This is a genomic window from Balnearium lithotrophicum, from assembly GCF_900182585.1.
Lineage (GTDB): Bacteria > Aquificota > Aquificia > Desulfurobacteriales > Desulfurobacteriaceae > Balnearium > Balnearium lithotrophicum.
The window spans coordinates 47,295-69,683 of the sequence record NZ_FXTM01000007.1; the positions used below are offsets into that span (position 1 = coordinate 47,295).

General features: G+C 39.0%; 21 protein-coding genes and 1 tRNA gene. 9 read left to right on the forward strand and 13 right to left on the reverse strand.

The genetic code is table 11. The annotated features are described in order from the left end of the window. Nucleotides 1-8 precede the first annotated feature (8 nt). From acs to FN732_RS03665, 3 genes are read right to left on the reverse strand one after another with little or no spacing between them, the layout of a single operon-like run. A complete protein-coding gene (gene acs / locus FN732_RS03655) occupies nucleotides 9-1,904 on the reverse strand; it encodes an acetate--CoA ligase (RefSeq protein WP_142934829.1) in 1,896 nt (631 codons plus the stop codon). A 24-nt stretch (nucleotides 1,905-1,928) separates the two neighbouring features. Then, nucleotides 1,929-2,471 carry an acetate uptake transporter gene (locus FN732_RS03660; protein WP_142934831.1) on the reverse strand — a complete coding sequence of 181 codons (543 nt, stop codon included), beginning with the start codon at nucleotides 2,469-2,471 and terminating at the stop codon, nucleotides 1,929-1,931. Nucleotides 2,472-2,495: 24 nt separating this feature from the next. Next, nucleotides 2,496-3,770: a DcaP family trimeric outer membrane transporter gene (locus tag FN732_RS03665; protein WP_142934833.1), complete on the reverse strand. Its 1,275-nt coding sequence runs from the start codon at nucleotides 3,768-3,770 to the stop codon at nucleotides 2,496-2,498. 145 nt (nucleotides 3,771-3,915) lie between these two features. On the opposite strand from FN732_RS03665, the gene FN732_RS03670 reads away from it, so the two are divergent. Further along, nucleotides 3,916-4,569, forward strand: a complete 654-nt coding sequence (locus FN732_RS03670; RefSeq protein ID WP_142934835.1) for a response regulator transcription factor — start codon at nucleotides 3,916-3,918, stop codon at nucleotides 4,567-4,569. Here FN732_RS03670 and uvrB read toward each other — a convergent pair. After that, the gene (gene uvrB / locus FN732_RS03675) at nucleotides 4,566-6,554 is read right to left on the reverse strand and encodes an excinuclease ABC subunit UvrB (RefSeq protein ID WP_142934875.1); all 1,989 of its coding nucleotides are present in this window, start codon (nucleotides 6,552-6,554) and stop codon (nucleotides 4,566-4,568) included. The two genes, FN732_RS03670 and uvrB, sit on opposite strands and share 4 nt — an antisense overlap. Before the next feature lie 58 nt (nucleotides 6,555-6,612). Between uvrB and FN732_RS03680 the strand changes: the two genes are divergently transcribed. Genes FN732_RS03680 through FN732_RS03695 form a run of 4 tightly spaced genes read left to right on the forward strand, consistent with a single transcriptional unit; the run spans nucleotide 6,613 to nucleotide 10,618 of the window. Next, nucleotides 6,613-9,312, forward strand: a complete 2,700-nt coding sequence (locus FN732_RS03680; RefSeq protein ID WP_142934837.1) for a tetratricopeptide repeat protein — start codon at nucleotides 6,613-6,615, stop codon at nucleotides 9,310-9,312. Continuing rightward, nucleotides 9,312-9,890: a DUF507 family protein gene (locus FN732_RS03685; RefSeq protein ID WP_142934839.1), complete on the forward strand. Its 579-nt coding sequence runs from the start codon at nucleotides 9,312-9,314 to the stop codon at nucleotides 9,888-9,890. Before FN732_RS03680 ends, FN732_RS03685 begins: the two co-directional genes overlap by 1 nt. Further along, nucleotides 9,868-10,164: an FtsB family cell division protein gene (locus tag FN732_RS03690; RefSeq protein WP_142934841.1), complete on the forward strand. Its 297-nt coding sequence runs from the start codon at nucleotides 9,868-9,870 to the stop codon at nucleotides 10,162-10,164. Before FN732_RS03685 ends, FN732_RS03690 begins: the two co-directional genes overlap by 23 nt. Beyond that, nucleotides 10,154-10,618, forward strand: coding sequence for a hypothetical protein (locus FN732_RS03695; RefSeq protein WP_142934842.1), 465 nt, complete (start codon nucleotides 10,154-10,156; stop codon nucleotides 10,616-10,618). Before FN732_RS03690 ends, FN732_RS03695 begins: the two co-directional genes overlap by 11 nt. Here the strand turns inward: FN732_RS03695 and FN732_RS03700 are convergent. Further along, the gene (locus FN732_RS03700) at nucleotides 10,590-11,903 is read right to left on the reverse strand and encodes a nucleotide sugar dehydrogenase (protein ID WP_142934844.1); all 1,314 of its coding nucleotides are present in this window, start codon (nucleotides 11,901-11,903) and stop codon (nucleotides 10,590-10,592) included. The two genes, FN732_RS03695 and FN732_RS03700, sit on opposite strands and share 29 nt — an antisense overlap. Continuing rightward, the gene (locus tag FN732_RS03705) at nucleotides 11,896-12,975 is read right to left on the reverse strand and encodes a glycosyltransferase family 4 protein (protein WP_142934846.1); all 1,080 of its coding nucleotides are present in this window, start codon (nucleotides 12,973-12,975) and stop codon (nucleotides 11,896-11,898) included. Before FN732_RS03705 ends, FN732_RS03700 begins: the two co-directional genes overlap by 8 nt. Nucleotides 12,976-13,016: 41 nt before the next feature. Between FN732_RS03705 and FN732_RS03710 the strand changes: the two genes are divergently transcribed. Further along, on the forward strand, nucleotides 13,017-13,664 hold the full coding sequence (locus FN732_RS03710) for a BUD32 family EKC/KEOPS complex subunit (protein ID WP_142934848.1): 648 nt from the start codon (nucleotides 13,017-13,019) through the stop codon (nucleotides 13,662-13,664). Beyond that, nucleotides 13,661-14,563, forward strand: coding sequence for a glycosyltransferase family 9 protein (locus tag FN732_RS03715; protein WP_142934850.1), 903 nt, complete (start codon nucleotides 13,661-13,663; stop codon nucleotides 14,561-14,563). Before FN732_RS03710 ends, FN732_RS03715 begins: the two co-directional genes overlap by 4 nt. Here FN732_RS03715 and FN732_RS03720 read toward each other — a convergent pair. Genes FN732_RS03720 through FN732_RS03730 form a run of 3 tightly spaced genes read right to left on the reverse strand, consistent with a single transcriptional unit; the run spans nucleotide 14,552 to nucleotide 18,210 of the window. Beyond that, nucleotides 14,552-16,282, reverse strand: a complete 1,731-nt coding sequence (locus tag FN732_RS03720; RefSeq protein ID WP_142934853.1) for an ABC transporter ATP-binding protein — start codon at nucleotides 16,280-16,282, stop codon at nucleotides 14,552-14,554. The two genes, FN732_RS03715 and FN732_RS03720, sit on opposite strands and share 12 nt — an antisense overlap. A 9-nt stretch (nucleotides 16,283-16,291) precedes the next feature. Further along, nucleotides 16,292-17,107 carry a polysaccharide deacetylase family protein gene (locus tag FN732_RS03725; protein ID WP_142934855.1) on the reverse strand — a complete coding sequence of 272 codons (816 nt, stop codon included), beginning with the start codon at nucleotides 17,105-17,107 and terminating at the stop codon, nucleotides 16,292-16,294. After that, nucleotides 17,107-18,210, reverse strand: coding sequence for a glycosyltransferase (locus FN732_RS03730; RefSeq protein WP_142934857.1), 1,104 nt, complete (start codon nucleotides 18,208-18,210; stop codon nucleotides 17,107-17,109). Before FN732_RS03730 ends, FN732_RS03725 begins: the two co-directional genes overlap by 1 nt. Nucleotides 18,211-18,242: 32 nt before the next feature. On the opposite strand from FN732_RS03730, the gene FN732_RS03735 reads away from it, so the two are divergent. After that, the gene (locus tag FN732_RS03735) at nucleotides 18,243-19,364 is read left to right on the forward strand and encodes a glycosyltransferase family 4 protein (RefSeq protein WP_185954229.1); all 1,122 of its coding nucleotides are present in this window, start codon (nucleotides 18,243-18,245) and stop codon (nucleotides 19,362-19,364) included. Here FN732_RS03735 and FN732_RS03740 read toward each other — a convergent pair. The 4 genes from FN732_RS03740 to rpsT form a co-directional block, all read right to left on the reverse strand. Then, nucleotides 19,350-20,606: an O-antigen ligase family protein gene (locus FN732_RS03740; RefSeq protein WP_142934862.1), complete on the reverse strand. Its 1,257-nt coding sequence runs from the start codon at nucleotides 20,604-20,606 to the stop codon at nucleotides 19,350-19,352. The genes FN732_RS03735 and FN732_RS03740 overlap by 15 nt on opposite strands. Then, nucleotides 20,603-21,244, reverse strand: a complete 642-nt coding sequence (thiE, locus tag FN732_RS03745; RefSeq protein ID WP_142934864.1) for a thiamine phosphate synthase — start codon at nucleotides 21,242-21,244, stop codon at nucleotides 20,603-20,605. Before thiE ends, FN732_RS03740 begins: the two co-directional genes overlap by 4 nt. Before the next feature lie 15 nt (nucleotides 21,245-21,259). Next, nucleotides 21,260-21,334 (reverse strand) — tRNA-Val (locus tag FN732_RS03750). Nucleotides 21,335-21,357: 23 nt separating this feature from the next. Continuing rightward, the gene (rpsT, locus tag FN732_RS03755; RefSeq protein ID WP_142934867.1) at nucleotides 21,358-21,645 is read right to left on the reverse strand and encodes a 30S ribosomal protein S20; all 288 of its coding nucleotides are present in this window, start codon (nucleotides 21,643-21,645) and stop codon (nucleotides 21,358-21,360) included. Between the two features lie 150 nt (nucleotides 21,646-21,795). On the opposite strand from rpsT, the gene FN732_RS03760 reads away from it, so the two are divergent. Further along, nucleotides 21,796-22,389: helix-turn-helix domain-containing protein (locus FN732_RS03760; RefSeq protein ID WP_142934869.1), on the forward strand; the 594-nt coding region annotated here is incomplete at its 3' end.

Genomic DNA, 22,389 nt, shown 5'->3' on the forward strand with positions numbered 1-22,389 from the left:
CCCCCCGATTAGTCTTCAAGTGTGGAGAGATCCCCTGGATCCATTCCAAGCTCTTTGGCCTTGAGAACACGCCTCATAATTTTTCCACTTCTTGTCTTTGGAAGCTTGTCAACAAACTCAATCTCTGAAGGAACTGCGAGAGCTCCAAGTTCCATTTTAACGTGGTACTTAAGGTCATTCACAAGTTTGTCGGAGGCAGCATAGCCCTCCTTAAGAATTACAAACGCCTTAATCGTCTCTCCCTTAACAGGGTCCGGCTTTCCAATTACTGCAGCTTCTGCAACGGCAGGGTGTGAAACGAGGGCGGATTCAACCTCCATCGTTCCAATTCTATGACCGGATACGTTGATAACGTCGTCTGCCCTTCCAAGAATCATTATGTATCCGTCAGCGTCCTTAACTGCAACGTCCCCCGCAGTGTAGCAGTTTGGAATTGTGTTCCAGTACTGTTCGTACCTCTCTGGATTCTTCCAGATTGTCCTCATCATTGAAGGCCATGGGAACTTAACAACCAAGAATCCACCTTTATCCGTCTCAACGGGATTTCCTTCCCTATCAACAACATCTGCGATTACTCCAGGAACGGGCTTTCCTGCCTTACCAGGCTTCATAGGAAGTCCGTCAATAGTTGTAATCATAACTGCACCTGTCTCTGTCTGCCACCAGGTATCAACAATTGGACACTTCTCCTTGCCGATTACCCTGTAGTACCAGAGCCAAGCCTCAGGGTTTATAGGCTCACCAACAGAACCTAAAAGCCTTAATGATGACAGGTCGTACTTATTGGGCCACTCCTCTCCGGCCCTCATGAACATTCTAATTGCAGTTGGTGCAGTGTAGAAGATGTTTACTCCGTACTTTTCAATGATTCTCCACCAGCGGCCAAAGTCTGGATAGTTTGGAGCTCCCTCAGCTATAACCTGTGTCGCTCCTGCTACTAACGGACCGTAAACTATGTAGCTGTGTCCTGTAATCCATCCCGGGTCAGCTGTACACCAGAAGATATCGTCCTCTTTCAAGTCAAAGACGGTCTTCATTGAGTAGTAGGTACCTACCATGTATCCACCAGTTGTGTGGAGAACTCCCTTTGGCTTACCTGTAGAACCGGAAGTGTAGAGTATAAAGAGAGGGTCTTCAGCGTCCATTACTTCAGGCTCGCAGTAGTCCATGTGACCGTCAATAAACTCATAGAAGTCAATTTCCTTTTCCCCAATCAGGTCAACCTTTGGTTCAAGTCTCCTTAGAACAACAACCTTCTCAACGTAGGGTAGGTCCATAATGGCTTCGTCAACTATTCTCTTTAGGGGAATGGCCCTTCCCCTTCTGATTGTTACGTCGGCAGTAATTACAAGTTTTGCTTCAGCATCCTCAATCCTGTGCCTTAAGGCAGGAACGCTGAATCCCGCGTAAACAACGGAGTGGATTGCCCCAATGCGGGCACAGGCAAGCATTGCTGCAACCTGTTCAACAACGAGGGGCATGTAGATAACAACCCTGTCTCCCTTCTTTATTCTGGCTGCTTTAAGTGCATTTGCAAGTTTGTTGACTAACTTGTAGAGCTCCCCGTAGGTAACAACCTTTTCGTTACCTAACTCATCCTCCCAGAAGAAGGCAACCTTGTTTCTCTTTCCGTTCTTAACGTGCCTGTCCAGTGCGTTTACAGTAATGTTTGTTTTACCGCCTACAAACCACTTTGCATAGGGGTAGTTCCACTCAAGAACCTTTTCCCACTTTTTGTACCAGAAGAGTTCCTCTGCAACACTTGCCCAGAAAGCTTCTGGGTCTTCTTTAAACCTGTTGTACTCGGCCTCATAGTCCTTAACGTTGGCCCTCTCTACAAACTCCTTCGGTGGGTAGATTACATTTTCTTTCTTCAGCAGGTGGTCAAGTTTTTCCTCAGCCATCCTATCCTCCTTATTTTTTAATTTTTAAGATTGCATGCTCTCCTGTAGAACTGTTTTAAATCCAACGTACATTGCTGAAGCACCGCAGAGAATTCCCTCCCATCCGGCAACTGTTTTAATAATAGCAGAGCCTGTAGCATCTCCAAGTGCTAAGAGGAAAAAGAGAATCCAGAGAGTTACAAATACAAACTGGATGTCAAAACTGTGTTTTGTCTTAAAGAGGACAATCCAAAGTAGGAATGTGAAGATTCCCCACATTACGAGGTAGGCGACAATTGCTCCTTTCGTTGGTCCTGCCCACCATCCCCACTTTGACATTAAGAGAAGGGCTACAAGTGTTTCCCAGAAGAGACCGTACGAGGAGAACGCCAGAGCTCCGAAAGTGTTTCCTTTCTTAAACTCCATTATTCCCGCAATAATCTGGGCAAGCCCTCCGTAGAAGATTCCCATTGCAAGAATCATAGTTCCCAGTCCTATTAGACCGGCGTTGTGAAGGTTCAGCAGAACAGTTGTCATACCAAATCCAAAGAGTCCCAACGGAGCTGGGTTTGCAATCCTTCCCTCCATTTCAACACCCCCTTAAAGATTTATTTACCAAAGGTATATTGCTGAGGCCATTAACCTCTCACCGTGTTCAACGTTACCCTCGTAGAGGGTTTCCTGATGGTCCCACTCAAGACCAAAGGTTACATTAGGAGCAAACTTGTATAGAACGTTTCCAAAAGCCCTCCAGTTCTTCTCGTAACTTCCTGCCTTCTTGGCATCGCTATCATCAGGGTCGTCCATACCCGTTCCAACGTTAAAGGATACTTTTTCAAAGGGTTTGAGGCTTAACTGAACAAATCCTCCCTTCGTCTCTAACTCCTCAACGTCCGTCCCATCAAGGTAGTGTGGTTTGGTAAAGACTAAAAAGTCCCTCTTTGTTAATCCCTGTCCTACGTATGCTTCTCCTTTTATTCCCATCGGGAAGAAGAGGTTAAATGGAATGTTCCACTCGGCAGCTATTAAGTAATCATCTACGTTATCCTTGTACCAAACATCAGTTTTGCCGTCGTTGTTAGTATCTTTTCCTATTTCATCACTTCCGTGTCTGTAAGCACCTCCCAATGCTAAGTAGAGAGGTTTTCCTGTTCCAAAAATGTCTCCCCTGTAGAAGACTTTAGCTCCTACCCAAGGCATTCTCATTCCAACTTTGTCCGTTGTTGCAGAGCTCTTCCAGGCCGTTCCCAAAATACCGAATCCGTTTTCAAACGTCTGGGTTACTGTAACCTGAGGAACTCTATCCCATAGGTTACCTGAACCGCCCATGCTCAAAAAGTCAAGGGTTGAGGCCATTTGAGATGCTATAGGGATGTAATCCTGACCAATCCTGATGTTTGTTCCTTGACCGTTGTTCAGGTTAATGTAGGAAAGCCTTATTCTGAATCCTCCGTTGTCATTTCCACTTCCGCCGAGTCCGTAGAAGTCTCCTTCAACCCTTCCGGTTAAATCCCAACCGTTGATGTTTCCACCGTTGATGATAAATCCGATTCTCGTGTCCTTCATGTTAAACGTTGTTCTGTCCTGTCTGTATCCACTTCCTTTTTTGAGGTAGGTTATAAAGGCATCCGTCCCCATGTTGTGGGTGTCGTAGATGGCATCCATTTTTATTTTTCCGTAGATTTTGATACTACTCTTTAAACCTGTCACAGACTTTGCCCCTACCCCCTTTTGAGATTCGAGCTCTTGAAGTCTCTCCTGGAGCTTTGCCATCTGTTCCTGGAGTTTTTGGATTTGAGACTTGAGAGCTTCCACCTCATCCTGGGCAAAGGAAGGAGATACAGAAATGGCCGATACAATGAAAGCTGTGGTAAGTGCTCTTCTCATACCTCCTCCTAAGAAGTTGTTTTTTTCTGAAACAGTGTGTTGCTATAATTGTAACAAAATTTTAAAATTTTGTTATAAGATAGGATTATAAATTTATGTTAAATGAATGCAAAAAACATGTTAAAAAGATGTAAAAAGGGAAAAAATGAGGGTACTTCTTGTAGAGGACGATAGGAGCTTAGCTGAAGAGGTAAAAAGGGTTTTTGAGGATTATGGAATAGATGTAACTTTAGGAACGAGCAGGGACGATATATTCGGTAAAAATGGCTACTCGTTTTTGATATTTGACCTTGCCCTATTAGGAACAAAAGGACTTGAAATCTGCCGTCAAATAAAGGAGGAAAAGGGAATTCCTATTATTGTTTTAAGCTCCATGTGTGATGTAAATACAAAGGTAAAGTGGTTTGAGACGGGAGCAGACGATTTTGTTGTCAAGCCCTTCAGTACGAGGGAGCTCTTTGCCAGAACTCTTGCCATTTATAGAAGGTACAAGGACAAACTAAAAAACAGTTTGGAATTTGAGGGAATTGTCCTAAAACTCAAGGAGGGGAAAATAATTGTAGATGGAAAGAGTGCTCCGCTGACAAAGATAGAACTTGAAATTCTTCGACTTTTAATGAAATATCCCGAGGAGGTTTTAACCAAGGAATTCCTCCTTGAAAAGGTCTGGGGAAGGAAGAAGTGGAACCCGAGAAGTCTCGATGTTTACATATACAGACTAAGAAAGAAGTTGGGAGAGAAAGGAAAACACATAAAAACCCTTACAAACGTCGGTTACATACTAACAAGAAACGTTTAAGCTGGAAGGAGGAGTTTTCTGAGTTCCTTTATTCTGTCCCTAATTTCCGCTGCCCTTTCAAACTCCCAGTTCTTTGCAGCCTCCTTCATTTCCCTTTCAAGTCTCGCTATCTCCTCTAAAAGTTCCGACTCGTTTCTCGGAACTCTTTCTACTCCCTTCTTCCTTAGCTTTTGAAAAACTGTTACTCCTGCATCTTCAAGAATTGATGAATCAATTTTCCTCTCTGCACTCTTTGGGACAATTCCGTGTTTTCTGTTAAACTCCTCCTGAATTCTCCTTCTCCTCTCAGTTTCCTCAATGGCCCTTCTCATTGAGGGAGTAATTCTATCTGCAAAGAGAATTACCTTTCCGTTAACGTTCCTTGCTGCCCTTCCCATTGTTTGAATAAGGGAGGTTGTTGACCTTAAGAATCCCTCCTTGTCTCCATCAAGAACGGCAACCAAAGAGACTTCAGGTAGGTCCAATCCCTCCCTTAAAAGGTTTACACCCACTAAAACGTCAAACTCTCCGGTTCGGAGCTCCCTTATTATTTCAACCCTTTCAACTGAATCAATCTCGGAGTGAAGGTACTTTGCCCTTATTCCCTTCTCAATCAGGTAGTTTGTCAGCTCTTCGGCACTCCTCTTTGTTAGAGTTGTTACTAAGACCCTTTCATCTCTCTTAATTCTCTCCCTTATTTCAGAAATCAGGTAATCTATCTGTCCTTCGGTTGGTTTAACTTCAACTTCTGGGTCTAAAAGACCTGTAGGTCTTATTATCTGCTCAACAACCCTATCCGAAACGGAGAGTTCAAACTCTCCCGGGGTTGCCGAAACGAAAATCGCCTGTGGAACCCTCTCCAAAAACTCCTCAAAGTTTAAAGGTCTGTTGTCGTAGGCTGAGGGAAGTCTGAAACCGTGCTCTATTAGGTTAAACTTCCTTGCCCTGTCTCCTCTCCACATTGCCTTTATCTGTGGAACAGTTACGTGGGATTCGTCAATTATCACTAAGAAGTCTTCCGGAAAGTAGTCAAGGAGGGTAAATGGAGGCTCTCCGGGCTTCCTTCCGTCCAAGTGTCTTGAGTAGTTCTCAATTCCCTTGCAGTGGCCTATTTCTAAAAGGAGCTCCATGTCGTACCTTGTTCTCTGTTCAATTCTCCTTGCCTCAAGCTCCTTTCCCTGACTCAGGAAATAGTTAACTCTTTCCTCAAGCTCTTTCTCTATAGACCTAACTGCTTCAAGAATTCTTGAGTAGGGAGTTGCATAGTGGGAAGCCGGATAGACGGTGTACGAGTTAAACTCTCTCAAGACTTTCTGGTTGAAGTAGTCCAACATAACGATTGAATCAACTTCATCTCCAAAGAGCTCTATCCTTATAAAGTGGTCCTCCTGGTCTGCAGGGTATATATCTATAACGTCTCCCCTGACCTTAAAAATTCCCGGTCTTACGTCGTACTCACTCCTTTCGTAGCCGAGTGTAACCAACTTCCTTATGACTTCGTCCCTCTCTATCTCCTCGCCTCTTTCAAACCTTAATGAGAGATTTCTGTAGTGTTCTGGAGAACCTAAACCGTATATACACGAAACAGAGGAAACAACAATTGTATCGGGACGGGTAAGGAGAGAAACCGTTGCAGAGTGTCGCATCCTGTCAATTACAGGGTTTATCGAGCAGTCCTTCTCAATGTATACGTCCCTACTTGGAATGTAGGCTTCAGGCTGGTAGTAGTCGTAGTAGCTTATGAAGTATTCAATAGCATTGTTTGGAAAGAAGTTCTTCAGTTCGTGGTAGAGCTGTGCAGCAAGGACTTTGTTGTGGGAAATAACCAGTGTAGGCTTTTGAACTCTCTCAATAACCTTTGCTATTGTGAATGTTTTACCGCTTCCAGTTATTCCTAAAAGGGTCTGAAATCTGAGTCCCTTCTCTATACCCTCTGAGAGTTCTCTAATTGCCTTAGGCTGGTCACCTTTAGGCTCAAAAGGGGAGACTACTTTAAACCTTCTCAAGCTTCCTATCCTATAATTAGGTTTTCCGATTAATTTAGACCCTGTTTGGAGATTTGGAATGTTGAGGAGAGCTCTCCTGATTGCCACTTTAACCCTTTCAACAGCCCTTGCTTCAGACCTTAATCTTGGAGTGAAGCTCTACAGTGATGGAATGTACTCATTGGCTGCAAAAACCTTTAGCGAGAACTTAGATTCCCTGAACGATAAAAATTTCAAAAAGTACTACAGATACATTTACCTATCATTTTTAAAATCACAGGATTACAAGGACTTAAAAAGGTTTCTTTCATTCTGGGAAAGGAACTTTCCGGAGTTTTCAAAGGGAGAGCTCCTTGCTCTCAAGTTTATCCTTTCACTAAAAAAGGGAGTTCCTGTTGAGAAAGCATTTCCAGAGAAGGATTTACTATCAATGTCCATAGATAATAAGGTTTCATTCTTTAAAGTCCTCTCTAAATCAGACCTACCCTCTAACGCTATCTATTTCATCTTGTTAAGGTCTGGAAGGAACCTTGAACTGAAGGGAGCCCTCAGGGACAGCGGATTTTTGGAGAGAGCTCTGAAAAGAGCAAGTAAGGAAAACGACTACAAGCTCATAGATTTGATATTTGACACCTACGGGAGATGGTTTAAGGGTAAGGAAGAGGGAGTTCAGTACGTCAGGTACCTTGAGAGAAAGAGGAGGTTTTCGGAGGCCTTAGTTGAAGCTCAAAAACTCTACAAGAAGTACCCCGGCGATAGAACAAGGTTGGAGCTTGCCAGAGCTTACTACCTCAACAAAAAGTACAGTGAGGCAGCTAAACTATTAAAGAATCCCAAAAGTACAGAGGAAAAGTACCTCCTTGCCTGGACCCTTTACAGGTTAGGAAAAGTAGGTGAGATTCCAAAGGTAATAGGACTGAACATTTCCAAACCTAAAGTCCCTGAGAAATTAAAAGCTCTCTTAGACTTCTACTCGGCAGAGTTCGACCTTGATACTTTGAAGAAGTTCTATCCGGAGCTCTACACAAAAGCTCTCATTTTTTCCTTTTCCGATGAAATTCCTGAAGTCGGCTCAAGTGATGACTTAGGATACATCTACTACGAAAGGGGACTCTACAAAAGCTCAGAGGAAGAGTTAAAGAGGGCAGTTCAGAGTCCATCAAATGACCTTTCAACTGCAAGAACCTTGTACCTACTGGGAAAAATAGGAACGATAAACAGTGATGTAGGAAGTGTTGTCTATAGCCAACTGATGGGAAGTTTCCAGAATACTCCCTACTACAGGGCTTCCCTCTTAGATGCGGCTAAGGTTTACCTCATTTCTGGAAGCCCAAACGTCTCAATTAAGCTCCTCGAGTATGCCTACAAGGAGGAGGGAATTAGAACTCCAGAACTCCTCAAACTCTTAGGAATCTCGTACTTTAACGTTGGAAACTATAAAAGGGCAAAGGAGTTTCTAAAAAGGGTTCCTGACGGTGATACTCTAACGCTTTTAGCTATCTGCCAGTACAAGTTGGGAAGTAAAAAGGAAGCCTACAGAACACTAAAGAAGGAAATTAAGAAGTACTCCATTTTTCCCGAGGTAAACGGTGGAAGATTAATTTACCTATCCAAAGTATTAGGAAAGGAGAGAGAACTTACAAAGCTTCCACTTATTTCCCCACTGACAAAAACTATGGCTGCATTTGTATCTAAGAACATAAACTATGCTGAAAAGATATTTAACACCCTTCCCCACAGGGAAAAAACAGCACTTGCTCTCTATCTAACAGAAAGTTACGAGAAGAAAAAACCCCAAAAGAGCATCTTTTATTTAACCTACCTGTTCAATACAGCTTCAAATGAGGAGTTAGAGAGGTTTTCAAAACAGTACATGAACTATCTTTCGTACAGGAGTAAAAACTTTGAGGCGCTAATTTTCAACGACCCCTACTTTATAGCTTACAACCCGGAAAACGTTGGAGCCGATGCTCTGACTCTCATATCTAAGGCGAGGGATTACGAAAGCAACGGAGAATATGGAAAGGCCTACGGTATCTTAAAGCTAACTTTAGAAAAGGTAAATTCCCCTAAGCTAAAAGAACAGATAGCCGAAAGGTTGGTTGAAATAGACCTTAAGCAGAAAAACTACAGGAGAGCTCTGAAGGACATTTCTCTCATTCAGGACTCTGATGTAAAAAACTACCTGCTGTTCAGGACCTACCTCTCCCAAGGGAAACTAATAGATGCATACACCGCAGCCCAGAGCGTAAAGGATATAACAAAAATTCCCGAAAAAGAGAGGGGATACTTCTTAGGAAAGCTTGCTCACTACTACAAGTTGACCGGAAACAAGAATAGAGCTTTAGAAATTTCAAGGGAACTCACCAAATACTTAAGCAGCGTTAACTACGATGATTTAGTTAGCTTGGGGATACTGGCACAGGAAAGTGGAGACCTTGAACTTGCCGAAAAGCTAATAGGAGAAGCTGTTAAAAGAGCAAAGAAGAGGGAGGAAAGAGCAGAATCTCTCTTCTGGAGGGCATCAATTGAAGCTCAAAGGGGGAACGTTGACGGAGCTCTCATAGACTACATGAAGATAGCTTACGAGATAAAGGCTGAACCTTGGAGTTCAACTGCTCTCTACAGGGCTGCTCAACTTTTAGAGAAAAAGGGAGATTACAGACAGGCAGCAAGACTCTACAAGAGGGTCTCTGAGATGAAGAAGGGAACAAAGGAGGGAAAAGAGGCAGAGGAAAGGTTAAAATCTCTCCTGAAAAGATTGAAGAAGGAGGAGTAATGGCTAAAAAGCACAGGTTCTTAAAGATTCTGGCAGACAGAATTGCAGATAATCTCCTTAGGGATGAAATCGTTATAGCTGATAATCCTGAGGAATTTAGGGAGAAAATCTACCAGATTCTCTACGATGACTATAGAACTGAGAAGGAGCTTGAGGAGGAAGCTGAAAAAATTATTCAGGAAAACAGCGATGAGGTTTTCTACAGGGGCGTTTCACTCCACAAGGCAAGAAAACTTATAAAGGAGAAGTTGGCAAAGGAGAGGGGAATACCTGTTGTAGGGAGTCCTCTTTCAAGGGACAAAGCAAACTATTTGGCGGGAAAAATCCTAAAGTTAATTCTCACTGATGATACGCTGGACTACACAGAGGAGAGAGGAGTTATAAGAGGGATTATTGTTAAATCCTTTGAGGAAGTTTCTAAATTGAGGAAAGAGATTGACCAGAGGGTTAGGGAGAAAATAGCTTCCCACTCAAGGCCAATCTACGAAGGAACTCCTGAGTGGTATGCTCTGTACAACAGGTACTACAACGAGGAACTCATAGAGAGGGGATTGCTTGAACCGGAAGAGGAGATGTAAGTTTATCTATCTAATTATCTTCTGGTCCCTCGCCTTCCCTTGGTTCTTCTACAGCTACTTTTTTGGTAAGAACTCTGTTTCGAAATTGAAAGAGCTTCGGGAAACAGAGGCTAAACTGGAAAAGGAACGAAATTTCTGGAAACTCCAGAATGAAATTTTGGAAGAGAAAATAAACCAGATTGAAGCAAACAAAAGGTTCTACTACGAAAAACTTGCAAGAGAGATGTTTTTAAAGGGAAAGGATAACGAAGAGGTGATACTCTTTGTTAAGTAGAATACGAGATTACTTTAAAGCTTACGGTTACTGGAAGGAACCTTTCTTAAATTTTGAATTTTTAGGTAGAATAGATGTAAAATTGGTTCATGAAACATTTTTTCTGAAGGATTATGAGATAAATTCCTCCTACTATCTCTTAGGAAAAAATGTAAGGGACAAAATCGAAGCAAAGAAAGTATTTAAAAACTTAACTAAATCCTGGAAAAATTTTTTAAGTCTGCCCAACGACCACTACTTGACCTGTATTGTTGTTCTGTTTAACTCAAAAGAGGAGTTTCCAATTGATAACTTCTATGAGGAGAAGTTTCTCCTGTTAGGGATAAGAGGGAAAATCGTACTTGTTGGAGGAATTCAGAGAGAGAATACCTTAATCTTTCCCAAGAAGATAAAAAGTAGGGAGGCAAGGGAGTTTTTAAACGCCCTCAAAGCCTCCATAGAATTAAGTTCTTAAATTCCTCCCTGTCATAAATACCCTTGACGTCCAAAACAATGGGTCTTGATTTTGATATTGATTCAAAAAACTCTGGTTTTAGTCCCTTAAACTGGTCGTGTTTAACTGCAACTATAACGGCATCGTAGGGAGCTCCCTCCTGCGGGCTCCCTATCAGTTCTATTCCGTACTCCCTCTTAACCTCTTCCGGGTAGGCATAGGGGTCGTAAATAAAAGGCTGAACTCCGTACGAGAGGAGTTCATTGTATATGTCAACAATCCTCGTATTTCTAACATCCCTTATATTTTCCTTAAATGTAATACCTAAAATCAAAACCTTTGAGTCTAAAATTTGCTTTCCTTCCTTTATCATGAGCTTAACGGCATTTTCAGCAACAAACTTTCCCATTGAGTCGTTAATTCTTCTACCTGCCAGTATTACCTCGGGATGGTAGCCAATCTCCTGAGCTTTAAACGTTAAGTAGTAAGGGTCAACGCCAATACAGTGGCCTCCTACAAGTCCCGGTTCAAACTTGAGAAAGTTCCACTTTGTTCCCGCTGCCTCAAGGACGTCCCTAGTGTCTATTCCCATCCTGTGGAAAATGAGAGCCAACTCGTTCATTAAAGCTATGTTTAAGTCCCTCTGTGTGTTCTCTATTACCTTTGCAGCTTCGGCGGTTTTTATGTTGGGAGCTCTGTGGACACCGGCCTCAATTACAGAGCCGTAGATTTTCTCAAGGAGCTCTGCCGTTTCAGGGGTATCTCCTGAAACGACCTTCACTATCTTATCTATGGTGTGCTTTTTATCTCCAGGATTGACCCTCTCAGGAGAGTAACCAACAAAAAAGTCCTCCTTCCACTTAAGGCCACTCTCCTTTTCCAAAATTGGAACACAGATTTCCTCGGTAACTCCTGGATAAACTGTCGACTCATAAACAACAACAGTTTTAGGTTTCATGTACCTTCCAACCGTCCTGGTTGCCGACTTCACAGGTCTCAAATCGGGAATTTTATGGACATCAATGGGGGTTGGAACAGTAACAATTATCAAACTACAGTCCGAAATTTTCTCAGGATTTGTTGTGTAATCAACTTTAGAGTTTTTAAGCTCCTCTTCAGATATCTCTCCCGTTCTATCGTAGTTTCTCTGGAGTTCTGAAACCCTCTCTTCGTCTATGTCAAAACCTACAACATTAAATCTCTTCCCCAAAAGGACGGCAAGAGGAAGACCTACATAACCAAGACCAACAATGCATATCCTTTCCTTTCCTTCCAAAAACTCTTTAAAGTTTGGAACCTTAGCCATTTAGTATCTCCCTGTACAGTTTTAACGTTTCCTCTGTAACCCTTTTTATATCAAATTTCTCTGCAGTTTTCCTTGCTTCCTCCTTTAGTTTTTCATTTTTTAAGTTTTCAACAGCTTTTAAAAGACCTCCGTAGAGAGAATCAACACTTCTCGGCTCAACCGCTATTCCGTTTTCCATGTGTTTTAAATAACTCCTTATACCCCCAACGTGAGAGGCAACAACGACTTTTCTCATAGCCATAGCCTGAAGGAGGGAACCGGCTATTCCTTCGTTTATAGAGGGGAAGACGAAAATATCTGTGATTCTGAGAATATCGGGTACATCACTTCTAAATCCTAAGGGAATAACAAACTTCTCCAGTTCAAATTCTTTTATCAGAGAAAAACACCCTTCACTTTTCGTATCCCTGCCGACTAAGAGTAAATAGGCATTTTTATACCTTTCTCTAAATCTCTTAAATGCGGGAATTAAGATGTGATGTCCCTTTACCTCAGAAAAATTTCCTACGTTTGTTAAGACCAAGGAGTTTTTAGGAATTCCAAACTCTTTTCTATCCAGTTTCCCTTCCAATTCAGGATTGAACCTTTCGAGTTCAACACCTGATGGAATGTAGTAGAGCTTTTTCCTTAGTAGTTTTACCTTTTTTAACGTTTCGTAAATTTTAGGAGATACGGAAACGATTGCATCTGTTCTTATGTTGTACTTAGATATGAGAGAAAACTTTGAAATTGGATAGGGAACCCTTCTTGTGTAAATAAGTTTAGGTCTCTTTCTTAAGAAAAAGGTTGATAACCAAACAAACCAGTGAGCCTTTGAGATGTGTGTATTAACAATGTCGTACTGGGAAACTATTTTTGAGAGCTCCCTTGCTTCTCTAATACTGAACTTCTTAGTATTCGGAAAGTAACGGACATCGATTCCCTCTTTCCTTGCTCTTCTCTCTAACTCCGTTCCCCTAAAACAGAGAATATCAGTTTTAACTTCGAGTCTGCTCATGTACTTAGCAAGGAGTAAACACTGTTCAGTTCCACCGCTCCAACCTCTTGCAGTGGTAGCCTGTAAAATTTTCATAAAAACTCCTTATTGATTTGTAGAGTATAATTTAGGATTGAATGAATGTTAAAAAATTATACAGCTCAAAGAGAACTAAGGGATACATTATAGGAGATGAAAAAAGATACTTTCTTAAAGTATTTTACGGTCATTCGTTTAATGTCTATTTGAAATCAATAAAAACTATCTATAACAGAAGTCGACCGGAGAATGAGTTTTTCTTCTCTAAATTTTTAAATAAAAAAGACATAAAAACGATTGATGTTTTGAGATACAAATCGAAAACTTTTCTGAAATTTCTAAAGTTGGATGTTGGTTACACAATAAGCAATTACGAAAATATCATTCCATTAGATAAATTAAAAAATGATGCCAATTTTTCAAGACTCATTTTGGAAAGTGTTTGTCTATCTGCAAAACTCCATAACCTATCTGTAAGACATGGTGATTTATCAGTCTCCAACTTCGGTTTTAACGGCAGAGAAATAATATTAATAGATTTAGAAACAATGAGTTTTACTTTTTCTGTATACCAAACAGCAAAGGAGTTTGCAGACTACCTCTATGATATTTGGAAAAATAGGCCGGACTTAGATTTAACAGAAATCCTTAAAGTTTATATATCACAAATTAACCTCTCAGACCGAAAGAGGGAAAAATTCAGAAAATTTGCTTTAGGGAAGCTTAAAAAGTGGGGAATCTTATGAAGAGAGTATTAATAATTCAGATAAGACAGTTGGGAGATATTCTGTTATCAACGCCGCTGTGCAGAGCTCTTAGGGAAAATCTTTCAAGTGTTGAGGTTCACTTTCTAACATCAGAAATTGGCAAGAGTATCGTTCTTGGAAACCCCTACATAGACGAGATACTAACGTTAAGTGAAGGGATAGTTGGAGAAGTTAGAGCTGTTTTAACTACATTAAGAAACAGGTACGATGCAGTAATAGACGTTCAAAGAACAGGTAGGTCAAGGAGAATCACGCTGTTCTCCCTTTCTTCAAGGAGAATTGCCTTTAAGAAAAAAAACTTTGAAATTGGATACAACGTACCTATTGAATGGGAAAACAGAGGATACACTGCTTGGGAAAGAATCAAACTCCTTGAGGGATTGGGAGTAAAGGTCAGAAACTATCAGGATTACCTACCAGAGTTTTACAACTTTAAGCCAGTAAAAAGTTTAAAACTCGACAAGTATGCAGTAATAGTTCCGACTGCGAGAAAGAGAGAAAAAATGTGGGAAGTTAAAAATTTCCAAGAAATTATCTCCTTTATTCATAGAGAATTGGGTATTAAAACAGTTCTTCTCTACGGAAAAGGTGAGGAGGAGGAGAAAAAAAAATACAAGAACCTTCAGGGAACTATAATTCCAGAGAGAGCTCTCTCCATAGGTGAATCTGCATCTGTTATTAAGGGAGCTCTCTTCTTTATAGGACTTAACTCTTTCGCCTCCCACCTCTCAATTTCGGTTGGGACAAAGACCATTATCATAGACAAAAAACACTCAGGCTGGTTTCCTCCAATTCCCTTAGTAAAAGAAGTTTACGGAGATGGAAAATTTCCCAATGTAGACAGTGTTAAAAAGGCCATCTTGGAACTAATGGGATAGAAACTGCATATCGACCAACTTCTTATAGTCAGGGAGTTTAGAGTAGAGTTCTTTATGCTTTCCCCTTGCCAGGATTTTCCCGTTTTTTATAAATATTATTTCGTCACTGTCTAATATTGTTGAGAGCCTGTGGGCTATTGTTATCAAAATTTTGTCCTTGAACATTTCATCAATTGCCCTTTGAATTGCCTTTTCAGTTTCAGAATCAAGAGCACTTGTAGCCTCATCCAAGATTAAAACGTCTGGACTTTTTAAAACCGCCCTTGCAATTGCTATTCTCTGTCTCTGCCCTCCAGAAAAGAGAACTCCCCCTTCACCAATTAGGGTATCATAACCTTCTGGGAGTGAGATAATATCGTTGTGTATGTTTGCTACTTTAGCTGCTTCGACAATCTCTTCAAGTGTTGCATCTGGTTTTCCTATTGCTATGTTTTCCCTTACAGTTCCCCTAAAGAGAATAATCTCCTGTGAAACCATTCCTATTCTCTTCCTGTAAGGGACTAACTTCAATCTCTTAAGCTCTACCCCATTAACCTCAATCCTTCCTTCTGTTGGGTCGTAGAACCTTGGAATCAGACTTGCAAGTGTTGACTTTCCACTGCCGGAACGTCCCACAATGGCGTACTTCTTTCCCTTTTCAAACAGGCAAGAGATATTTTCTAAAACTCTCTTTTCAGAATTTGGATACCTAAAGGAAACTGATTTAAACTCAATCCTTTCTACATCTCCCTTAATTTCTAAATCTCCATCTTTAAGCTCATACTCACTGGAAAGAGAAAGAACGGACCTTATTCTTTTGGCCACAGTTATGGACTGCTGAATTCTATTGTAGTTCTGCCCCAACTTCCTTATTGGCTCGTAGGCCATTATTAAAGCTATAATGAAGGAGAAGAAAGCCCCTGCTGTCGTTTCTCCAGCTAAAACCCTTTTACCTCCGTAGAAAATTAAAAATCCAACGATGAGAGCTCCGGTCAGTTCAACTATAGGAGGGTATATTGCTTCCGTTCTCTTTATCTTCATAAACTCTTTTATGTACCTATCGTTATCCCTCTTGAAAGACTCCGAAAGTTTTTTTTCCAAGCTAAAGAGCTTTATCTCCCTTATGTTCTTTACGGCCTCAAAAAGATGCTCTGTAACAACTATTAGTTTATCCTGCATCCTATCTGTGTACTTCTTTATTCTCTTTCCTATTCTTGAAATAACGTATCCAATTAAAGGAAGTCCCAAAAAGCCCAAAACCGCTAACTGAAAGTCCTGATAGAAAACAACTCCTACAAGACCTATAGCTGTAAGAGTGTTTCTAAAGAACGTGGCAATCTGCCTCGTCGTAAAGTCCTGAAGGAGCGATGTATCGTTGAGTATTCTTGAAATAAAAGAACCTGGAGGTTCCTTTAGAAATACTTCAAGTGGTAAGGATATTACCTTCTCGTAGAGCTCCTCCCTCAAAAAGGCTATAACCTTTTGTCCTATATAGGACATACTGTAGTAGTTAACAAAAAAGACTACCCCTTTAAGGAAGACGAGAAAAATCAGAATTAGCGGAATTACACTTATCATTCTCTCATTTTTTTCAACAAAAACAGAGTTAACAACAACCTTAACGAAGTAGGCCAAATACGAAGTTATAAGGGCATTTAGAATAAGGGTAATAACGGCAATACCTACAAGAAACTTCATAGGTTTTAAGTAGCGAAAAATCCATAATGGAAATTCCTTCACCTTTTCTCCCTACAGAGAGTAAAGTAAGCTACGAGTTCTAAACCAAAACATACCCTTTTTGTTACCAACTGCAAGTCTCTTTATTCTGCAATAGTTACCTCTATTAAATCCCCTCTCTGTTGTAAAACAAAACTCGTAACCTAAACTCCTGGCAACTTTAACTGCTCTTTCACTGTAAATTCCCCAGGGCCATGCGAGAGCTTTTACCTTTTTCCCAAGTTTCTCCTCTAAAATTCCTTTAGAAAGCCTTAACTCCTCTTCAGACTTTCCTTTTTCTGAAACTAAAATACTTGTAAGTTCAGTTCCCTCCTTTACCCTTTTCCTCTCATCCTCCGGTAGAGAAAATATCCTCCAGTCCTTACCCTCTTTATAAGGCTTTCCTTTTCCTAAAACTGCTCTGTGGGTAAGTCCGTGCGACTCTACAGAAACAAGCCCTGTTGACTCTAAGTAGCGGAGCTCTCCCCAAGACAAAAAAGGAGAGTTGTCTCCTCTCAAAAATGAATTTTTAAAGGCATCGTAAGTTGAAACGTTAGAATCCTCAGCAGATGTCCTTATCCCTTTAGTGTCCAAAACCCTATCGGGTGAAACAAAGAGAACTGCTGGAATGGAGAGCTCCTTTAAGATGGGAAAGGCATAGAACAGAAAGTCTGAAAATCCATCATCAAAAGTTACCATAGCTGAAGGGAACTTTTTAGAGTTCTGTAGGTTTTCAAGTTTAATTAAGTTAAAGTGATTTTTTAAAAATTCCATCTGTTTCCTAAATATCTTAGGAGAAAGTCCCAACTCTGGATGAACTCTATGGTAAAGAAGAACAACAAATCCCATTAAAGTACCTTCCTATCCGGTAATTTTCCCGTTAAAGCTCCATTATACAAATCAATAAGTTTGTTAACATAGTTTTCTATTGAGTAATTTTTGGCAGTTTCTTTAGCTTTTTCTGATAGTTCTTTATAGAGATTCTCATCTGATAATAGTTTTTTTACAGCATTTGCTATATCCTTTGGATTTATAGGAACAACGAAACTGCAGTTTGAAGCTATTTCCTTTGACGGTACATTTGGAGAGATAACCGCAGGTAAGCCGGCATACATTGCCTCAAGATGTGCTATTCCTAATCCCTCATATTCTGATGGCATTAGGAGAACATGTGATTGTTTGAGTATTCCAGGAACATCACTTCTATATCCTGTAAATATAACTTTATTTGATAGATTTAAGGATTTAGCAAGGTCTTTAAGCTTTTCTTTCTCGTTACCCTCTCCAACAATTAACAGTTTGGTATTTGGAAGTTCCTTTTCTATGAGGGAGAAAGCTTTTATAGCTATGTCAAAGTTCTTCTGTTTAACAAGGCGACCTACACAAACTATATACTTAAATGAACTACCTAATCTAAACCTTGTTTTCACTTTAAATTTTGAAAAGTCCACTCCATTGTAGAGAATGTAATGAGGCTTCGAAAATAAATTATGTTCTTTTTCAACAATTCTATAAACTTCTTTAGATACGGAAAGGAAAATATTAGTTCTTAAAGATAAAAATTTATTAAAAATCCTTCTTTCTATTCTGTGTTCCCGTTTTATATTGTGTATATGAGTGATAATTTTTGTATTGATAGATAGAGAGGAAATTCGAGAGAAATAATCAGCAGAAAACTGCATAGAGTGTACTATATTTGGAGAAATTTCTTTTAACAATTTTCTAAGTTTAAAGGCAGTATCTAATCTATAAGTTTTTAAGGTTTTCAGATTTTTATTTAAATTGATAATAGAGATTCCAGCATTCAAAAATTCCTGTAGCTTGCTACCTGTTCCTGATATATTAATAATTTTAAATCTAAAATTTCTTTTTATTAACTCTTTGGATACATCAAACAGTAAATTTTCAATTCCTCCAAATGGGAGGCCACCAACAACAAAAACTACTTTCAAAAATTTCTCCTCGACTTAAATTTTTAGCTGTTATGAAGATAAGAGTAATTATAGGTAAATTTTCCCAGTATGGAGGAGCAGAATCTATAGCTTTTCGATTTTCCAAGTTTCTCTACCAATCAGGATTGCTTGAGGAAGTTCTATGTTTCAAAAGGGAGGAATCTGATTTCTCAGGAAAAGTTGTGGAGTTACCGGTTTTAAAGTTAGGAAGATTTCTAAAAGCATACTCATTTAACTATTTGGTTAATAAATATTTACAAGAAAAGGAAAACCAAAACACAGTAAACTTTTCATTTAATAGAGTTCAAAACTGCCACGTATTTAGAGCAGGTGGTGGAACACATTTAGGTTTTTTAAAAAAATCGATAGAGGCTTATAGAGGTTTAGATAGGATTAAAAAGAGATTTACAAGATTTCTAAATCCAATTAACGTTTATATGCCAACTTTAGAGAAGAAAATTTTACTTTCCTCAAAGAGGATTATAGCTATCTCAGAACAAGTTAAAGAGGAAATTAAAGAATACTATGGAGATACTTTTCAGAGGAAAGTATCTGTCATACCTAACAGTGTTGATACTAACAGGTTTAATTCTAATTATAGAAAATTAAACAAACAAAGGCTAAGGAAAAATTTAAACATTAGTAAAGAGATTTTTGTCATAGGTTTTGCTTCGAGTAACTTTAAGTTGAAAGGTCTTAATCACATTATTGAAGCCCTAAAAAAACTGCCAAATAATGTACATCTTATTGTAGCTGGAGGTAGAAATCCAAGAAAATATCTAAAACTTGCTGAAAGTTTAAAAGTAAGAGAAAGAGTTCATTTTCTAGGAAAGATAAGAAGGATGGAGGACTTTTACACTGTAATAGATTGTTTAGCTCATCCATCCTTCTACGATTCCTTTGGGAATGTTGTAACTGAAGCTTTATCAATGCATGTTCCAGTAATTGTTTCAAAAAATACGGGTTCAAAAGATTTTGTAGTTTCAGGAAAGAATGGTTTTCTACTAAATGCTATTAATTCCAATGAATTAGCTAAATGTATAATGAAAACTATGAATTTTAAACCTGATTTTTCCGTCAATAAGTTTCTTGATGATAAGAAAATGTTTCAGCTTTATATTAAAGAAGCTGAAAAAAGTTTACTTATCAAGTAAAGAAACCTTATGATTCACAATAAAGAAGTTCAGTCCCAAAATAAACATAACAGTATACTTAATTTCTGAATCGGTAAAATTATTTTCAAAGAATCCTGCGACCAAAAACCCAAAATAACAGGATATTAAAAAGGATATAATAGGTAGCAATTGCGGATTAGTTCTTAAAATTCTTAAATTTTCTTTAAAAATTAAAAGCCAAAAACTTAAATATCCAATTAATCCTAATATACCATACTTCGTTAAAAATTTAAGATAAATATTATGAGTTAAACCTCCATGAAAATGAATCTTTAGATTTTTAGATGATTCTGTTTTAACTACTTCTTTATAACTTTCAGGAAATCTCTTCCAGGCATAATCTGAAGCCTTGTAGCCTGCACCAATCAGCTTTTCAAGGGGTGAATAATCATAAATAAAGGCTTTTATGTGCGACTTCCATAGCATTAACCTATCAACGTTACTCCAGTTTGTTCTTGTATTAGTTATACTGTACAGTCTGTCCTTTAAGTTAGGTATCTGGAACAGCACAGTGGCACTAATAACCACTATTCCCCAAAAAGTAATTAGAAATTTCCAATACCTTTTAAAAAGTAGGATTGATAAGAGTAAGAAAGAAAAAAATGACCCCAACCAGTAAGAGCGACTTTCTGTTAGTATTAATGCAACAATTAAAGAACAAGATATAAATAGATAGTAATAGTTTTTATTTTGCAAAAAATAACCTAAAAATAAGAAAAATAGTAGAAAGATAACACCAGCTGTTGTTAATGGATTATCCAAAAGCCCATTTGCTCTCATCGGAGTTAAATGAAATGAGAGAGAATGTATATCAATGTGTTTTACATCCTGCCAGGTAAAGGCTTGAAATATTACAGAGAGCGAGAGAATAAAAGAAGAAATAGATAAAACAAATATTAGTTTTTCAAGGGAACTCCTATCTTGTTTAAGAGTTTTGTAGACCACAAAATATGGTGTAAGTTTATGGTTAAAATCAGTTTTTAAAATTTCCTTCGGAAAAGAAACTAGAGAACTTAAGATTTCAGGTATAAGTAGAAGTATAATAGGTTTCATAGAAGGTAAATTTTTAAAATCTTTAACTAAGAGGACAATCATTAACCCTAATAGGCCTATTCCAGCAGATACACCATCTAAGGCAATGGAAGTAGGTATCGAAATTGCAAAGAGGAATGTACTTAAAATTATAAGTTTATTTCCAATAGTTAGTATTTTATCTTTCATTTATTAAAGTTATTAAAGAATTTCTTTAAGATTTTTACATTTTTATCAGGGGCATTCTTTTCAAAAATAGCTCTAACAACTGCAACTCCTGCAGGTTTACACTTTAAAACCTCAAAGATATTTGAAGAGTTTATTCCACCTATTGCAACAATGGGAATTTTTGAAATTTCAACAGCTTTACATAGATTCTCAATTCCCGTAACAGGGTCTGGATTTTCCTTTGTGGTTGTAGGAAAGACAGGACCAAATCCTAAATAGTCCGCTAAACCTTCCTCGTTGGCTCTTTTGACCTGTTCTAAATTATGTGTAGAAAGTCCAACTATGAATTCACTCCCTACAATTCTTCTAATCACATGAATGGGTAAATCCGTCTGGCCTACGTGAACTCCATCAGCATTTACTGAAAGGGCAAGGTCTAATCTGTCGTTCACTATAAAGGGAACGTGATATTTTCTTGTAACTTCCCTTACCAAAAGGGCTTCTTCGTACATTTCACAGGCCATTTTTTTCTTTGCTCTGTACTGAACTACAGTGACTCCACCTAAAATAGCCCTTTCAACCGATTCGTATATGTTTTCTTTATTGTGGAATCTTTCATCGGTTATTGCGTAGAGGGTAAGGTTTATTTCCTTTTTCATTTTTATTTCCATTAATGGTAGGGCCGAGGGGTTTCGAACCCCTGACCTCCACCGCGTCAAGGTGGCGCTCTCCCACTGAGCTACGGCCCTACTGAGCATTCAATAATATATGATTACTGATTTTCTCCTGCAAGTTCCTTTTCGAGCTGTGCAACTGCTTTAGATATTCTTGACTGTCTTCTTGCAGCTTCATTTTTGTGAATTGCACCCCTTGCAGCTGCCCTCTCAATCCACTTCATTGCAGTTCTTAACTGTTCCTTTGCAAGCTCTAAGTTCTTCTCCTCAACAGCCTGAAGAACCTTTTTAGCTTCTGTTTTCATCCTTCTAACGTAGTATCTGTTCCTCTCCCTTCTCTTTATGTTCTGACGAAGCCTCTTCTTGGCAGACTTTGTATTTGGCATTCCATTCCTCCAATTCTGAGGTTAATTTGTGTTGGTGTAGTTTATAGCATTAGAACTTTAAAGGCAAGATTTCTTACACTGTTGAAGTTCAGAAAGAAGGTGGACACCCTAAAATAAGATTTGAACTCCAACAAAAGGAAGTGTCCACCAATGAAACAATTAAAGAAATTCAAAGGAACATCCCTGCACATATCAAATACACCCTTCAAAAAAACAATCAAAAGAGGAACGAAAATCAAAACCAAACTCGACCTAACAAAAGACCCAAACGTGAGAAAAAGACTTAAATGGATTCAACACTACGAAAAACACCAAAATGCAAGACTAACCTGCAGATACTTCGGAATAAGTCCAACCACCTTCTACAAATGGAAAAATAGATACAAAAAGTACGGTTTAGAAGGCCTCAAAGACAGAAACAAAAGACCTCACAGAGTAAGACAACCTCAGATAGAACCAGAACTTGAACTTCTCATAATCACAGTAAGGGAAAAATTCCCTACCTGGAGCAAAGAAAAAATATCAGTCTTTATAGAAAAATACCTCGACATAAAAGTCTCTCCTTCAACCATCTACAGAGTTTTAAAGAGAAACAATCTAATAGAAAGAACCAGAAAACTCACATGGAACTTTAAGAAAAGAAAACAAATAGGGAAAAAGAACCGCACCAGAAGAGGACTTAGAGCCGATAAACCCGGAACAGTCCTCATAGACGTCAAATACCTCTACTGGTGCGGAAAAACC